The sequence below is a fragment of the Azospirillum sp. UFLA03-27 genome (assembly GCF_059803775.1).
In genome coordinates this window covers 1-15114 of the sequence record NZ_JAUQTX010000175.1, presented here as the reverse complement: position 1 = coordinate 15114, position 15114 = coordinate 1, and the positions used below count along the sequence as shown (strand labels likewise).

Annotated in this window: 12 protein-coding genes; 5 read left to right on the top strand and 7 right to left on the bottom strand. The window is 68.5% G+C overall.

Translation table 11 applies throughout. The features are described from left to right. Positions 1 to 90: 90 nt before the first annotated feature. The 3 genes from Q4I23_RS22535 to Q4I23_RS22525 form a co-directional block, all read right to left on the bottom strand. Entirely contained in the window at positions 91 to 1137 is a 1047-nt protein-coding gene (locus Q4I23_RS22535) for an ABC transporter substrate-binding protein (RefSeq protein WP_498527693.1), read from the bottom strand. Between the two features lie 95 nt (positions 1138 to 1232). Then, positions 1233 to 2330, bottom strand: coding sequence for an ABC transporter ATP-binding protein (locus Q4I23_RS22530; protein ID WP_498527692.1), 1098 nt, complete (start codon positions 2328 to 2330; stop codon positions 1233 to 1235). Positions 2331 to 2631: 301 nt separating this feature from the next. After that, positions 2632 to 3549, bottom strand: a complete 918-nt coding sequence (locus Q4I23_RS22525; protein WP_094306919.1) for a LysR substrate-binding domain-containing protein — start codon at positions 3547 to 3549, stop codon at positions 2632 to 2634. 108 nt (positions 3550 to 3657) lie between these two features. Between Q4I23_RS22525 and Q4I23_RS22520 the strand changes: the two genes are divergently transcribed. The 3 genes from Q4I23_RS22520 to Q4I23_RS22510 all read left to right on the top strand — a co-directional run bounded on the left by Q4I23_RS22520 (position 3658) and on the right by Q4I23_RS22510 (position 7263). After that, positions 3658 to 4860 carry an acyl-CoA dehydrogenase gene (locus Q4I23_RS22520; RefSeq protein ID WP_454017131.1) on the top strand — a complete coding sequence of 401 codons (1203 nt, stop codon included), beginning with the start codon at positions 3658 to 3660 and terminating at the stop codon, positions 4858 to 4860. Between the two features lie 188 nt (positions 4861 to 5048). Beyond that, positions 5049 to 6251, top strand: a complete 1203-nt coding sequence (locus Q4I23_RS22515) for a CaiB/BaiF CoA transferase family protein (RefSeq protein ID WP_498527691.1) — start codon at positions 5049 to 5051, stop codon at positions 6249 to 6251. 85 nt (positions 6252 to 6336) lie between these two features. Further along, the gene (locus Q4I23_RS22510; protein WP_137104751.1) at positions 6337 to 7263 is read left to right on the top strand and encodes a DMT family transporter; all 927 of its coding nucleotides are present in this window, start codon (positions 6337 to 6339) and stop codon (positions 7261 to 7263) included. Positions 7264 to 7273: 10 nt separating this feature from the next. On the opposite strand, the gene Q4I23_RS22505 is transcribed toward Q4I23_RS22510, so the two are convergent. The 3 genes from Q4I23_RS22505 to Q4I23_RS22495 are packed head-to-tail and all read right to left on the bottom strand — an operon-like array spanning position 7274 to position 10035. Further along, positions 7274 to 7654: a hypothetical protein gene (locus tag Q4I23_RS22505; RefSeq protein ID WP_498527690.1), complete on the bottom strand. Its 381-nt coding sequence runs from the start codon at positions 7652 to 7654 to the stop codon at positions 7274 to 7276. 18 nt (positions 7655 to 7672) lie between these two features. Beyond that, positions 7673 to 8983, bottom strand: coding sequence for a hypothetical protein (locus tag Q4I23_RS22500; protein ID WP_498527689.1), 1311 nt, complete (start codon positions 8981 to 8983; stop codon positions 7673 to 7675). A 2-nt stretch (positions 8984 to 8985) separates the two neighbouring features. Continuing rightward, positions 8986 to 10035 (bottom strand): hypothetical protein, encoded by a 1050-nt coding sequence (locus Q4I23_RS22495; RefSeq protein WP_498527688.1) that lies wholly within the window; start codon positions 10033 to 10035, stop codon positions 8986 to 8988. Between the two features lie 244 nt (positions 10036 to 10279). On the opposite strand from Q4I23_RS22495, the gene Q4I23_RS22490 reads away from it, so the two are divergent. Then, positions 10280 to 12298: an AsmA family protein gene (locus tag Q4I23_RS22490; RefSeq protein WP_498527687.1), complete on the top strand. Its 2019-nt coding sequence runs from the start codon at positions 10280 to 10282 to the stop codon at positions 12296 to 12298. Positions 12299 to 12331: 33 nt separating this feature from the next. Continuing rightward, complete coding sequence (locus Q4I23_RS22485) at positions 12332 to 14113, top strand: SLC13 family permease (RefSeq protein WP_454017124.1); 1782 nt, start codon at positions 12332 to 12334, stop codon at positions 14111 to 14113. 9 nt (positions 14114 to 14122) lie between these two features. Here the strand turns inward: Q4I23_RS22485 and Q4I23_RS22480 are convergent, their stop codons facing one another. Next, the gene (locus Q4I23_RS22480) at positions 14123 to 14947 is read right to left on the bottom strand and encodes an aldo/keto reductase (protein WP_498527686.1); all 825 of its coding nucleotides are present in this window, start codon (positions 14945 to 14947) and stop codon (positions 14123 to 14125) included. Positions 14948 to 15114: the final 167 nt, after the last annotated feature.

Sequence of the window (15114 nt, the reverse complement as noted above, 5' to 3'; positions counted from 1 at the left end):
GCATTCCGTGATCGTTTTTTTTTTCTGGTGGGCTCGTTTTTTGTTAAAAGCCCCGGGGGGCGGGTCTGGGTGGGGGCACTGCTCAGCGGCTTACTTCGCCGCCCACTTGTTGAAGCGCTCGGTCAGGCGGTCGATGTTCTCCAGCCAGAAGGGAACGCTGATCTCGACCGCGTTCTTCATGTTGTCCGGAGCGGTCGGCAGATCCTTCAGGACGGCGGGCGCCAGCTTGGACGGGGCGTCCTTGTTGGAGGTGCCGTAGGCGATGTTCTCGGACAGCTTGGCCTGGTTCTCCGCCTTGCCGGCGAAGTCGAGGAACTTGTAGGCGGCTTCCTTGTTCGGGCTGCCCTTCAGGATCACCCAGCTGTCGATGGTGTAGAGCGCGCCGTTCCAGACCATGCCGAAGTTCTTCTTCTCGGCCTTGTTGGCGGCGTCGATGCGGCCGTTGTAGACCGAGGTCATCGCCACCTCGCCCGACGCCAGCAGCTGCGGCGGCTGGGCACCGGCCTTCCACCAGACGATGTCGTTCTTGATGGTGTCGAGCTTCTTGAAGGCGCGCTCCAGGCCCTCTTCGGTGCCCAGAACCTTGTAGACGTCCTTCGGCGCGACGCCGTCGGCCATCAGGGCGATCTCAAGGGTGGTCTTGGCGCCCTGGCGCAGACCGCGCTTGCCCGGGAACTTGGTGGTGTCGAAGAAGTCGGCCCAGCTCTTCGGTGCGTCCTTCAGCTTGTCCTTGTCGTAGCCGAGCACGAAGTCGTACACGATCGCGCCGACGCCGCAGGCATCGACGGTCTGCGGCAGGTAGGCCTGCTCGCCGCCGATCCTGTTGAACTCCATCGTCTCGAACAGGCCCTCTTCACAACCGACGGCCAGCTCCTCGCTCTCCACCTGGACGACGTCCCAGGTCGCCGCACCGCCCTGGACCTTGGCGCGCAGCACACCGATGCCGCCGTCCCAGGACTCGTCGTTCATCGGGGTGCCGGCCTTCTTGAACGGCTCGAAATAGACCTTCTTCTGGGCTTCCTGATAGGCGCCGCCCCAGGACACGACCGTCAGGTCGCGGGCCTGCGCGGCGGTGGCCAGCGCCACACCGGCGGTGAACGTCGCAAGGAACCCAACTGCCACCTTAAGCTTCGACATCGTCCCCGTTCCTTCATTATGTGTGGTTGCGTCAGGAGGTGTTGCGCGCCCCCGGTCCCCCCTCCCGGAGAGACCGGACGGACGGGTGCGGCCGATCACACGGGATCGAGCGCCCGGCAGTCCTCGGGGCGGAAGCCGATGGACACGCTCTGGCCGTGGCTGAGGCCCGCGTGGGCGCCCGGCGGCAGCTTGACCATGAATTCCCCGTTGCCGGCGACCTTCAGCACGGCCAGCGCGTGGTCGCCGAGATAGATGGTGTCCTGGACATGGGCGGGCAGGGCGTTCATGCCGTCCGGGGCCTGCCCGTCGGTCAGGATGCTGATGCGCTCCGGCCGGACCGAAAGCGCCGTGACGGCACCCGTACCGGCGACGTTGATCGCCTGGGCCACGACCGAGCCGCCCGACGCCAGCGCCACCCGGCAGAAGCCCTGTTCGATATTCTCGACGGTGCCGCTCAGCACGTTGTTCTCGCCGATGAAGTTGGCGACGAAGCTGTTGACCGGGCGTTCGTACAGCGCGTCCGGCTTGTCGATCTGCTGCACGATGCCGTCATTGAACACAGCGATGCGGTCCGACATGGTCAGCGCCTCGCTCTGGTCGTGCGTGACGTAGACGACGGTGATGCCCATCGTCTCGTGCAGCTGCTTGATCTCGAGCTGCATGTGCTCGCGCAGCCGCTTGTCCAGCGCGCCCAGCGGTTCGTCCATGAGGACGAGCTGCGGGTTGAAGACCAGCGCGCGGGCCAACGCCACGCGCTGCTGCTGGCCGCCCGACAGCTGGCCGGGATGGCGGTGCGCCAGGTTCTCCAGCTTGATCATGCGCAACGCCGACCGCACCCGCTCCTTCACCTCGGACCGCGACATCTTGCGCACGGTCAGCGGGAAGGCGACGTTCTCCTCGATCGTCAGGTGGGGGAACAGCGCGTAGTTCTGGAAGACCATGCCGATGTCGCGCTTGTGCGGCGGCATGTTCTTGATCGGCCGGTCGGCGAGGTAGATCTCGCCGTGGGTGGGGACCTCGAAGCCGGCCAGCATCATCAGCGTGGTCGTCTTGCCCGAGCCCGAAGGGCCGAGCAGGGTGACGAACTCGCCCTTCTTGATGTCGAGGTCGAGGTTCTTCACCACGAGGTGTTCGCCGTCATAGGTCTTCTGGACCCCGACGAAGCGCACCAGTGCCTGTGCGGTCGTGACCATGCCGCCGTCCATCATCCTCCCCCCGTCCGAGGTGTCCCGAGCGCGGTCCGGGGTCAGGGTTGCGTTCCCGACACAGGACCTATGCAATGGGCCAGACGGTATACCCGTTTAATAAATTCGACAAGCCCGATGCTCGCATTGTGATCAATTCAACGGTTCGGCATCGGTCTGACGAAATTTTGTGCATCTGCGAAGGCCGTGCACGCAGTTTGAACGGGAGTTTGCTCCTTCCTTGACCGCTTGAAAACCCAGACTTTGGGAGGTTCGGGGTCCGGACAGGCGATTTTTCCCGAGTCGCCGCTCACGCGCCGGGGATGGGCGGAACAAAAGGAACGATCCGCTCCACGAGGCCGGTGAATTTTTTCACCAGGGGCGAACTTTCGTTGCTGCGTTGGGCCAGTTGCAGGGTGGTGACGGCGTCCGGCGTGTCGAGCGGCCGGTACACCACCCCTTCCAGCGCCACCTGCCGAAGCTGGCCAGGCAGAATCGACACGCCCAGCCCGGCGGCGATCAGCCCGATGATGGTGAAGGCCTCGCGCGCGTCCTGGGTGACGTTGGGGCGGAATCCGGCGGCGGCGCACAGCGCGAAGACCTGTTCGTGCGTGCTGGTGCCGAAATCGGCGGGGTAGAAGACGAAGGGCTCGTCGCGCAGGGCGGCCAGCGGCACGACCTCCCGCCCGGCCAGCGGATGGTCGGCGCGCATCACCGCCAGCAGCGGCTCGCGCACCACGTCGTGGAAGCGGAAGGACTCGGGCTCGGGGACGAAACGCGGCTCGCGGATGAAGCCGACGTCGAGCCGGCGGTCGGCCAGCGCCGTCAACTGCTGCTTGGACGGCAGCTCGACCAGGGTCAGATGCACGTCGGGGTGGGCGCGGCGGTAGGCGTCGATGATCCGCGGCACCATCGGCAGGAAGGGGGCCGCCGCGGTGAAGCCGACGCGCAGTTCACCGACCTCGCCTTTGGCGGCGCGGCGGGTCAGCACGGCGGCGCGCTCCGCCCGCGCCAGGATCTCCCGCGCCTCGCCGAGAAGGAGTTGCCCCGGCTCGGTCAGCTCGACCCGGCGTTTGGTGCGCTCGAACAGGCGGGCGCCCAGCTCGGCCTCCAATGCTTGGATCGACTGGCTGAGCGGCGGCTGCCCGATGCCCAGCCGGGCGGCGGCACGGCTGAAATGCAGCTCCTCGGCGACGGCGACGAAATGGCGGAGATGGCGCAGGTCCATGCCAGTGTCTTATATGAGAATCATATTAAAGTCCTCTGATAAATGTATTTGAACCATGAAAGCGGCCGCGCCATGTTGGGGCGCATCGGACCTAGGGAGATTTCAAACATGGCCGCCAAGACCGGAGCCGCCTCCGCCAAGCTCGCTTCCTTCGCCTGGGAAGACCCGCTGCTCCTCGACGAGCAGCTGACCGAGGACGAGCGGATGATCCGCGACGCCGCGCGCAGCTATTGCCAGGACAAGCTGCTGCCGCGCGTGACCGAGGCCAACCGGCACGAGATCTTCCATCGCGAGATCATGAACGAGATGGGCGAGCTGGGCTTCCTCGGCTCCACCATCGACGGCTACGGCTGCGCCGGGGTCAACTACGTCTCCTACGGTCTGGTCGCCCGCGAGGTCGAGCGGGTGGACAGCGGCTACCGCTCCGCCATGTCGGTGCAGTCCTCGCTGGTCATGCACCCGATCTACGCCTACGGCAGCGAGGCCCAGCGCGAGAAGTACCTGCCCAAGCTCGCCACCGGCGAGTGGATCGGCTGCTTCGGCCTGACCGAGCCGGACGCCGGTTCCGACCCCGCCGGCATGAAGACCCGCGCGAGGAAGGTCGCGGACGGCTACATCGTCAGCGGCGCGAAGATGTGGATCACCAACTCGCCGGTCGCCGACGTCTTCGTCGTCTGGGCGAAGAACGACGAGGGCAAGATCAACGGCTTCGTGCTCGAAAAGGGCATGAAGGGCCTGTCGGCGCCGAAGATCGAGGGCAAGTTCTCGCTGCGCGCCTCGGCCACCGGCGAGATCGTCATGGACGAGGTCTTCGTTCCGGAGGAGAACCGCCTGCCGAACATCGAGGGCATCGTCGGCCCGTTCGGCTGCCTGAACCGCGCCCGCTACGGCATCGCCTGGGGCGCCATGGGCGCCGCGGAGTTCTGCTTCCACGCCGCCCGCCAGTACCAGATCGACCGCAAGCAGTTCGGCCGCCCGCTGGCCGCGAACCAGATCCCGCAGCTCAAGCTCGCCAACATGCAGACGGAGATCGCGCTCGGCCTGCAGGCCGCGCTGCAGGTCGGCCGCCTGCTCGACGCGGGCAAGGCGGCGCCGGAGATGATCTCGCTCATCAAGCGCAACAACTGCGGCAAGGCCCTGGAGATCGCCCGCGTCGCCCGTGACATGCACGGCGGCAACGGCATCGCCGACGAGTTCCACGTCATCCGCCACGTGATGAACCTGGAGGCGGTGAACACCTATGAGGGCACGCACGACATCCACGCCCTGATCCTGGGCCGCGCCATCACCGGCATCCAGGCCTTCGCGTGAGGTGAAGTTTGTTGTCCCTCTCCCGTCCCGGGAGAGGGAAGGGGCCCACGCCCCCGGGCGTGGGAAGGGTGAGGGTCGCCCGAGAATCGGCGCCTTGATTCTCGGACGACCCTCACCCGCCCGCTGACGCGGGCACCCTCTCCCGGGGCGGGAGAGGGAATGAGGCGCTCTTCCATAAGGACTCCAGCATGCCCGGCCCGCTTTCCCATGTTCGTGTCCTGGAACTTTCCCGCGTGCTCGCCGGCCCGTGGGCGGCGCAGACGCTGGCCGATCTCGGTGCGGACGTCATTAAGGTCGAACGGCCCGGCGCCGGGGACGACACGCGCGCCTGGGGTCCCCCCTGGGCCGGCAAGGAGTCGGCCTACTTCCTCTCCACCAACCGCGGCAAGCGATCGATCACCATCGACTTCGAGCGCTCGGAGGGGCAGGAGCTGGTCCGCAAGCTGGCCGCCCAGGCCGATGTCGTGATCGAGAACTTCAAGGTCGGCGGGCTGGTCAAGTACGGGCTGGACTATGACAGCCTGAAGGCGATCAACCCGGGCCTCGTCTACTGCTCGATCACCGGCTTCGGCCAGGACGGCCCCTACGCCAAGCGCGCCGGCTACGATTTCATGATCCAGGGCATGGGCGGGCTGATGAGCATCACCGGCCAACCCGATGCCGAGACGGGCGGCGGGCCGGTCAAGGTCGGCGTCGCGGTCACTGACGTCTTCACCGGTCTCTACGCGACCATCGGCGTGCTCGGCGCGCTGTCCCACCGCGACCGGACGGGGGAGGGGCAGTGGGTGAACCTCGCCCTGCTCGACGTGCAGGTGGCGGTGCTGGCGAACCAGGCCATGAACTATCTGGTCGGCGGCAAGGCGCCGCAGCGGCTGGGCAACGCACACCCGAACATCGTGCCCTACCAGGCCTTCGCCACGCTGGACGGCCACATCATCCTGGCGGTCGGCAACGACGGGCAGTTCGCCAAATTCTGTCAGGTCGCCGGACGTCCGGAGCTGGCGCAGGACCCGCGCTACGCCACCAACCCGGCCCGCGTCGCCAACCGCAAGGAGCTGGTGCCGATCCTGGAGCTGCTGCTGGAGCAGCGGACCAGCCGCGACTGGCTGTCGGCTCTGGAGGCGGTGGGCGTGCCCTGCGGCCCGATCAACGACGTGTCGCAGGTCTTCGCCGACCCCCACGTCCAGGCCCGCCACATCCACCAGGACCTGCCGCACCCGACCGCCGGGACCGTGCCGACGGTGGCGAGCCCGATCCGCTACTCCGCGACCCCCATCGAGCACACGGTGGCCCCGCCAACGCTCGGCCAGCACACCGACGCCGTGCTGGAGCAGGCGCTGGGCCTATGCGCGGCGGACATCGCGGCCCTGCGGGAGAAGGGCGTGGTCTGAACCGCGCGCACCCGTCATTTTGCCGCCCCGATCCCATCCTTTCCCCCGCCGGTCGCGGGGGGAGGGATTTTTTGCGTGAACCGAGATGATCGCCTCCAGCACCCCGTCCTCCGCCGCCACCGACACCCGCCTGGGCATCCTGCTGATGCTGCTGGGCATGTCGCTTTTCACCGTCAACGACGCGCTCGGTAAGTGGCTGGTCGCCGACTATCCGGTGGCGATGCTGCTGGCCATCCGCAGCCTGTTCGGCGCGATGCTGCTGGCCCCGCTGATCCTGCGCGAGGGGGTGCGGTCGGTCTTCGCGGTGAAGCGGCTGCCGTTGCATCTTCTGCGCGTCGGCTGCGTGGCGGGCGAGGTCGCCTGCTTCTACTGGGCGGTGCGGTCGCTGCCGCTCGCCAACGTCATGACCATCTACATGGCCGCTCCGCTGATCGTCACCGCCCTGTCGGTGCCGCTGCTCGGCGAGAAGGTGGGCTGGCGCCGCTGGGCCGCGGTGGTGGTCGGCTTCGCCGGGGTGGTGATCGTGCTGAACCCGACGGGCCAGTTCGACGCGGTGCCGTCGCTGGTCGCCCTGTTCGGCACGCTGGTCTTCTCCACCGGCCTGATCTCCACCCGGCTGCTGCGCGATTCGAGCAACCTGTCGCTGGTCAGCTTCCAGACCTTCGGCACCGGCCTGCTCGGCGGGGCGGCGCTGCCGCTGGTCTGGGTGCCGCCGCCGGGGCTGGACTTCCTGCTGCTGGGCGCGCTGGGCGTCACGGCGCTGGCCGGACACGCGGCGATGAACCGCTCGCTCCAGCTCAGCCCGGCGGCGGTCGTCGTGCCGTTTCAGTATGTGTCGATCATCTGGGCGGTGGTGCTGGACCTGCTGGTCTGGGGCACGGCGCCGACGCTGCGCATCATCGTGGGCGCGCTGCTCATCATTGGCAGCGGTCTGTTCGTCTTCCACCGCGAGCAGGCGCTGAACCGCGGCGCCGCAGCGGAGGCCAACGCCAGCGGCGGTCCCGGCGCCTAGAAAGGGACGCCTAGAAAGGGAAGAAACGCGGCTCCAGCCGGACGGCGACGGGCTCCACCGGGGTCCAGCCGAGGCGCGCGATCACCGCATTCGACTCCATCGCACGGCGCCCCGGCCCCAGCGACCATGTGACGTGATAGGTGCCGCCGCCGGGCCGGTCGGTCGTCCCGGCGATGGCGACGACGAGCGCCTGCAAGCCCTCTCCATCGTCGGCCAGCCCGAGGATGGTCCCCTCGCGCGCCGTCGGCAGCGGGTGCCCCGCCCCGACGCCGTAGACCAGCGTGACGTGATGGGCGACGGTGCGGGCGTAGCGCGCCGGGAACCGCGCCAGCAGACGGGCGCGCTCCGCCTCCGGCAGCGCCCAGCCGACGTAGCCTCCGCGACGCGTCATGCGATCTCCCCGGTGCCCTCAGCGGCGTCCACCTCTCAGGATGTCGTCCATGATCTGGTTGGCCTCCGCCGGTCCGGCAATCAGTTCGATCATGCGGATGGCGGTATACCCGGTCCGCGCGTCGCCGATCCCGTCCGCCAGCGACTGCCGCGCCGTGCCCGTCAGCGAGGCGGTGGCCTGCTGGGTCACGCTCTTCAGCTCGCCGCGCAGGCCCAGCGTGTCGGCGATGGTCGAGCATTTGCGCAGGGCGCGGGCTTGGTTCTCCGCCTGCACCATCCGCGCGGTGTCGGTGCCGGGAACCAGGGTGTCCACCGCGGTGAGGATTTCGGTCTCCGCCCCGTCCAGCACCTGGGTGCGCACCAGCTCGTGGACGGAGTTCCGGATGATCTTCAGCCGCTGGTCGAAGTCCTTGTTGCGGCTGTGCTCCATGGCGTTGCGCGTGGCCTCCAGGCTTGCCACCAGATCGACCGCGAGGGTGGCGGCGGCCATGCGGTCCACCGTGCCGCCCGAGGCCGAGGCGACGCCGCGCGACCGTTCCTCGATCTGCGCCACCACCGTGCCGCTGAGGTCCAGGAACAGGGCTGCGCGCTCGCTCGACTTCTGGCCCAGATCCATGTCCCACAGGCTGCCCAGCAGGATCGACGGGTCGGACAGGCGGGCCGCGGCCAGCAGGATGAACAGCTTCAGCGCGTCCGGCCGCCCGCGCGCGACCTGCCGCCCGATGGCCTGGATGCCGTCCAGATGGTCCTTGTGCAGCTTCTGGATTGGTTTGGGCGACAGGACGGCCTTCAGTTCGGCCGCCGGCTGGGCGATTGTCAGGATGCGGGCGATGTCCTCGATGGTGCGGAGGCGGTCAGGATTCAGCCGCAGCCCCAGGTCGTCCGCGAAGCGCCCGGTTTCCGTCTGCTCCAGAATGTCGGCCACGGCGGCGGAGGCCATGGACCAGAAGGCGCGGGCCGGCTCCGCCCGCGACGCTCCGTCGCCCAGCGCGCCGGCGACGCCGCGCAGCCGCTCCTTGCCGATCTGACCCTCCACCAGCGGCCACAGGGCGTTGACGGCGTCGCGGTCCACCTTGTTCAGCGGAGCCGGCTGGTTGCCGGTGGGAAGCTGGAACAGGTCCTCGAACGGTTCGCAGAACAGCCGCTTGAAGGTCGCGCGCCGCCTGGGCCGCACCTCCGCCAGACGGGGGCGGATCAGCGAGAAGGTGTGCCGGACCTCGGGATGGTCGCCGATCTGCTGCAGCAGATCGACCACCTGCCGGAATCGGGCCTCGTCGATGTCCAGCAGCTTGGTGCCGAGGCTGAGAAGGGCCTTGGGGTCCGTGGTCATGGTCAGGCCGCCTTCCCCTTGATCGCCTCGATCCGCATCACGAGGTCCATGTCGAGCTGGCCGCTGCGCCAATCCACATAGGCCCGTACCGTGCGGCGGTTCGCGGCCAGCAGCCCGTCGGCCAGCAGCGCGTGATCGGATTTCTCCTCGTCCCTGGGCAGCAGCGGCAGCACGCGGAACAGCTCGTGCACGGCCATGTCCTGCTCGTGCTTGCTCCGGGTCTGGGCCTCCGCCCAGCTCGTGATGATGAAGTCCCAGCCGTCGAGCAGCCAGGACAGCCGGGTGGTCGCCTTGCGCACCAGCGTGCGCTTGGTCTCCCACTGGCGCAGCAGCAGTTCAAAGGCCGCCACCGACTGGTCGAGCTGGTTCACCACGTTGCGGACCTGGTTGAGCGTGTGCTCCGCCACCTCCGCGCAGAAGGTGCCGATGGGGGCGGCCTCCGACACGTTGCCGGTCGACCATTCCGTCATGCTGTCGCGGAACTGCAGCAGGTCGCGCGCCAGACGGCGCAGCCGGGCCGGCCTGGGCGAGGTGGCGATGCCCACCGGCTCCATGAAGGTCGCCAGCTCGGCCACCCGCGCGTAAAGCTCGGTCGGTTCCAGGGCGAGGCTCTGGGCCGCCTTGGTCATGTAGCTGCGGGTCAGATGCTCGCCCTTCTCGGAGCCGAGACCGGCGCGCAGGATGTCCGTGGATTCCAGCCCGACCGCCTTCAGCACCTCGACGATGAGCTGGTAGTTGATGAGGAGGCGCTGCTCGTCCTCGTCGCGCAGGACGGCCTCGGCCGCCTCCACGGCCAGCGGCCCGGCGAGGCCGCAGCGCGCCGCCTGGAGCACCGCCTTGCGGATGTCGTCCGGCGAGCAGCCGTCGGCCTTGCGGATCAGGTCCTGCAACATGCGGTCGTGGACGGTCATCGGGAAGGCGACCGGCAGGCCCTTCCACGGCACCACATAGACGCCGCGCCCGTCCGACAGGTTGGGGATCAGAACCTCCAGCTTATCCCGGTCGTCCTTGCGCACCCGCGTCTGCGCCAGTACCGGGGTGGTGAAGGCCACGGCGGCGCCGCGCTCCTCAAAGGTGGAGGGAGCAAAATTTGTAAGTGAACGCATGGTTCTCGGGTGGGGAGGGAAGTGGAAAGCCGTGCGGGACCACCCATAGCCAGATTCGCTCAATTTTTCGTTAAATCCGTACAAGATCGTCCTTTCCCCAGCCCTTTGGAGGTAAGGCGCCACACCGCCGGGCATTTGCCCGTTATTCAGCCAGAGGGTGCGGTGCAGGCAGGCAGGGGGGGCGCGGCGGATGGCCGTGGTGAAATGGATCGGCTACGGCCTGTTGGGGCTGACGGTGACCGTCGCGGCGGGCATCGGCATCGCCCTGGCCGTCTTCGACTGGAACGACGCCCGCGGCTTCATCGCCCGGCAGGCGTCCAAGGCGCTGAACCGCGAGGTCGTCATCGACGGCGATCTCAACGTCCGGTTGGGGGACCCGCTGCGCATCCGCGTCGAAGGGCTTCGGGTCGCCAACGCGGAGTGGAGCGACGACAAGACGATGGCGGAACTGCGGGTGCTGGACCTTCAGCTTCGCCTCTGGCCGCTGCTGCGCGGCGACTTCGAGTTTCCGGAGATCCGGCTTACCGGTCCCAAGCTGCTCCTGGAGAAGAACCGGGAGGGCGCCGCCAACTGGACTTTCGGCGGGCCGGACCCGCGCAAGGAGGCGGCGAAGGAGACGATCAAGCCGGAAGACCGCACCGACCTGCCGATCATCGAAACGCTCGTGGTCGAGGAGGGGCGGCTGCGCTTCCGCGACCCCATCCGCAAGATTGACATCGACAGCGGCGTCAACACGGCGGTCGGCGGCAACGGCGACCAGGAGGTCCGGCTGGAGGGCAAGGGCGACTTCGCCGGAAAGCCCTTCACCCTGACGGCGGCCGGCGGCTCGCTGGAGTATCTGCGCGACGATCCCAAGCCCTATCCCCTGCGCGTCGAGACCGCCATCGGCAAGACTCGCGGCAAGATCGAGGGCTCCATCGCCGAGCCGGTGCTGCTCCAGGGCGTCGACCTGTCGGTGGAGCTGCGCGGCGACGATCTGGCCGACGTCTTCCCGATCCTGGGCATTCCCGTGCCGACGACGCGGCCCTACGCCATTTCCGGCCATCTCGGGCGCGAGGGCGACGTCTGGCGGTTCGAGGGGATGAACGGCAAGGTCGGCGAGAGCGACCTGTCCGGGCAGGTGGCGGTGGACTTGGGCGGCGAGCGGCCGCGGATCACCGGCGACCTGACCTCGCGCAAGCTGGCGGCGATCGATCTGGCGGGCTTCATCGGTGCCTCGCCGAAAGGCCGCGACGACTACCCGACCAAGGGGCGGGAGCGGGTCATCCCGGCCACCGAGGTCCCGCTGGAGAAGCTGCGCACCGCCGACATGGACGTGAAGTTCCGCGGCGAGCATGTGGAGGCGCCCTTCTCCACGCTGGATGCCCTCGACGCGCGGGCGAAGCTGGAGAACGGGCGGCTGGTGCTCGACCCGCTGTCGCTCGGCGTCGGCGGCGGGCGGGTGGCCGGAACGGCGGTGCTCGACGGCGGGCGCAAGACCCCGGCGCTGGACGTGAATCTGGACGTCCGTCAGATCAAGCTGGCCCGCCTGTTCCGCGAGACGGCCTTCGCGCAGGAAATGGGCGGCACGGCCAGCGGGCGCATCCAGCTCAAGGGGCAGGGCACCACGGTCGCCAACATCCTGGGGTCCTCCGACGGCAAGCTGGGCGTTGCGGTGGACGGCGGCCGGATCACCAGCTACGCGGTCAAGGGGCTGAAGACCAACATCCTGGAAACGCTGGGCGTCGTCCTGTCCGGCGACAAGCCCTTGCCCTTCAACTGTCTGGTCGCCGACGTGACGGTGAAGGACGGGCTGGTGGAAAGCCGCGCGCTGGTGCTCGACACGCCGGAAACGCTGGTGACGGCGGACGGCACGATCAACCTGCGCAGCGAGGCGATGGACATGACCGTTCTGGGACGCGCCAAGAGCCCCCAGATCTTCGCCACCCATGTTCCGGTCCATGTCCGCGGCACCCTGGGGTTGCCGGACATCGGGGTGAACGCGGCGGAGTCGGCGGCGCGCGGCGCCGCGGCGGTGGCGCTGGGCGTCCTGCTGACTCCGCTCGCCAGCGTCCTGCCTTTTCTTGACCCAGGCAGCGACGAGCAGCCACACTGCGGCGAACTTGTCCGGAACGCCCGGTCGCCGTCGAACGCCAACACCGGCTCCAGCGGGGCCGGGAAGGGGCGCGACGCGGCGCCATCAGGCTCATCCTCCGGCAAATCCCAGTAACGACGCACCAACAATTCCCCAAAAAAGGGCTGCATGACGCTCGACCAGGGACTCGCCTTCGGCATCATCGGCGCGGTGATCGCGCTGCTGATCTGGGACAAGCTGCGCTACGATCTCGTCGCCATGCTGGCGCTGCTGGCGGCGGTGGCCGTCGGGATCGTCAAGCCAAAGGACGCCTTCAGCGGCTTCTCCGACGACATCGTCATCATCGTCGGCTCGGCGCTGGTGGTCAGCGCCGCGGTCGGCCGTTCCGGGATCATCGAGGAGGTGATGCGCCCCCTCGGCGCCCGCATGAAGACCGTGCCGGCGCAGATCATCGTATTGACGGGGGCGGTGACGCTGCTGTCCGCGGTGGTCAAGAACATCGGGGCGCTCGCCATCTTCATGCCCATCGCCATGCAGGTGGCGCGGCGCAACGGGACGAAGGTGTCGTTGCTGCTGATGCCGATGGCCTTCGGCTCGCTGCTCGGCGGGCTGATGACGCTGGTCGGCACCTCACCCAACATCATCGTCAGCCGCCTGCGCAACGAGATGGTCGGCGAACCCTTCGGCATGTTCGACTTCACGCCGGTCGGGCTGACCATCGCGGTGGCGGGGGTGGCCTTCCTGACGGTCGGCTACCGCCTTCTGCCCACCGGCCGGCAGGCGGCGTCGGGCAGCGCCGGGGGCTTCTCCATCGACGACTACACGGCGGAGGCGCTGCTCCCGGAGAAGTCGCCCTTCGTCGGCAAGACGGTCGCCGACCTGGAGGCCTACGGCGAGGGTGACGTGACGGTCGCGGCGATCATCCGCGGGCGGCACCGCCGCCACATCCCGTCCGGCCACTGGGTGCTGCTCGCGGGCGACGTGCTGGTGCTGGAGGCCGACACCCAGGCGCTGGGCGACCTCGTGAAGCACGCCGGCCTGGAGCTGATGCACGAGAAGGAACTGGAGGGGGTGGAAAGCGACGAGGATCTGGCGGTCCTCGAAGCGGTGGTGGAGCCGCGCTCTCCCCTGATCGGCAGCAACGTCGAGGATGTCGAACTGCGCGAGCGCTACGGCGCCAACCTGCTGGCGCTCAGCCGGCGCGGCCGGCCGATCCGCCAGCGGCTGCGCCGCGTCCGCTTCCAGCCGGGCGATCTGGTCGTTCTCCAGGCGCGGGCGGCGGGGTTGTCGGACACGCTGAACGAACTGGGCTGCCTGCCGCTGGCGGAGCGCAACCTGTCCATCGGGCGGCGGCGCAAGCGGCGGATCGCGCTGGCCGTGATGGCGGTGACCATCGGGCTGGTGGCGACCAGCCTCGTCCCGGTGACGCTGGCCTTCTTCGGCGCCGCGGTCGCCATGACGGCGCTGCGCGTGGTGACTCTGAAGGAGGCCTACGAATCGATCGAGTGGCCGATCCTGGTGCTGCTGGGCGCCCTGATTCCGGTCAGCGAGGCGTTGCGCACCACCGGCGGGACGGAGCTGATCGCCGGCTGGCTGTCCGTCGCCGCGCAGGGGCTGCCGCCCGTCGGGGCGCTGGCCCTGATGCTGGTGGCGGCGATGGCCGTGACGCCCTTCCTGAACAACGCCGCCACCGTGCTGGTGATGGCCCCCATCGCGGCCAGCCTCGCCAACCATTTGGGCCTGCGGCCCGACGCCTTCCTGATGGCGGTGGCCGTGGGGGCGGGCTGCGACTTCCTCACCCCCATCGGCCACCAGTGCAACACGCTGGTCATGGGGCCGGGCGGCTATCGCTTCAGCGACTACGCGCGCCTCGGCCTGCCGCTGTCGCTGATCGTCATCGTGCTGGGCACGACGGCGATCGCGCTGTTCTGGCCCCTGATGCCGCATTAGCTCAAGACGTCAGTCCCAGGCGGGCGCCAGACCGTCCGGGCTGACGATCCGCCCGTCGGGGCGGGCGAGGCCATGGATGGCCGCCATGTCCGTCTCCGACAGCTCGAAGTCGAAGATGGCGAGGTTCTCGGCGGCGCGCGTTTCTCCGACCGTCTTCGACAGGGCGATCACCCCCTCCTGCTGGACCAGCCAGCGCAGGACCACCTGGGCGGGGCTCTTGCCCAGCCGGGCGGCAATATCGGTCAGCACTGGGTCCTTGAAGACTTTACCGTCGGCCATGGCGTAATAGGCGGTGACCGACTGGCCGTGGCGGCGCGCCGCCTCCAGCATCACCGACTGGTCCAGATACGGGTGGTACTCGATCTGGTTGGTCACGATGGGCGCCTTGCTGAGGCGCACGGACTCGTCCAGCAGCGCCCGGTTGAAGTTGCTGACGCCGATGTGGCGGGTCTTGCCGGCGGCCCGGACGGCGTTCAGCGCCTCGATCTGCTCGGCGAGCGGAACGGCCTCGTTCGGCCAGTGGAGCAGCAGCAGGTCGACGTAGTCGGTCCGCAGCTTTGCCAAGCTCTCGTCCACCGAGCGGCGGAAATCGTCGGCCTTGTAGTTGCTGACCCAGACCTTGGTGGTCAGGAAGACCTCGCCGCGCGGCAGGCCGGACGCCTTGATGGCCTCGCCGACCTCGCTCTCGTTGCCGTAGATCTGCGCGGTGTCGATGTGGCGGAAGCCGAGTTTCAGGACCTGCGGCACCATGCGCAGCACGTCGGGGCCGCTCATGCGGAAGGTGCCGAAGCCGAGGGCGGGGATGGAGGCGCCGTTGGCGGTCACGGTGTGCATCGGTCTCGATCCTCTCAAACGTGGTGTTCTTCTCAATATAATCACGCAGGCTGGGCGACGGCCTCGCCGCGGCGCCCGTCCTTGCGGTCGAGCGCGCCGCTGAGCAGGGTCAGCGCCAGCCCACCCCTGTCTCTTATACACATCTGACGCTGCCGACGATTATACGC

Excerpts from the sequence above, each read along its gene's own strand:
- Q4I23_RS22485 (WP_454017124.1), top strand. The coding sequence starts at position 12,332 with ATGACGCTCGACCAGGGACTCGCCTTCGGCATCATCGGCGCGGTGATC.
- Q4I23_RS22520 (WP_454017131.1), top strand. The coding sequence starts at position 3,658 with ATGGCCGCCAAGACCGGAGCCGCCTCCGCCAAGCTCGCTTCCTTCGCC.
- Q4I23_RS22515 (WP_498527691.1), top strand. The coding sequence starts at position 5,049 with ATGCCCGGCCCGCTTTCCCATGTTCGTGTCCTGGAACTTTCCCGCGTG.
- Q4I23_RS22535 (WP_498527693.1), bottom strand. The coding sequence starts at position 1,137 with ATGTCGAAGCTTAAGGTGGCAGTTGGGTTCCTTGCGACGTTCACCGCC.
- Q4I23_RS22510 (WP_137104751.1), top strand. The coding sequence starts at position 6,337 with ATGATCGCCTCCAGCACCCCGTCCTCCGCCGCCACCGACACCCGCCTG.
- Q4I23_RS22525 (WP_094306919.1), bottom strand. The coding sequence starts at position 3,549 with ATGGACCTGCGCCATCTCCGCCATTTCGTCGCCGTCGCCGAGGAGCTG.
- Q4I23_RS22500 (WP_498527689.1), bottom strand. The coding sequence starts at position 8,983 with ATGACCACGGACCCCAAGGCCCTTCTCAGCCTCGGCACCAAGCTGCTG.
- Q4I23_RS22530 (WP_498527692.1), bottom strand. The coding sequence starts at position 2,330 with ATGGTCACGACCGCACAGGCACTGGTGCGCTTCGTCGGGGTCCAGAAG.
- Q4I23_RS22490 (WP_498527687.1), top strand. The coding sequence starts at position 10,280 with ATGGCCGTGGTGAAATGGATCGGCTACGGCCTGTTGGGGCTGACGGTG.
- Q4I23_RS22505 (WP_498527690.1), bottom strand. The coding sequence starts at position 7,654 with ATGACGCGTCGCGGAGGCTACGTCGGCTGGGCGCTGCCGGAGGCGGAG.
- Q4I23_RS22480 (WP_498527686.1), bottom strand. The coding sequence starts at position 14,947 with ATGCACACCGTGACCGCCAACGGCGCCTCCATCCCCGCCCTCGGCTTC.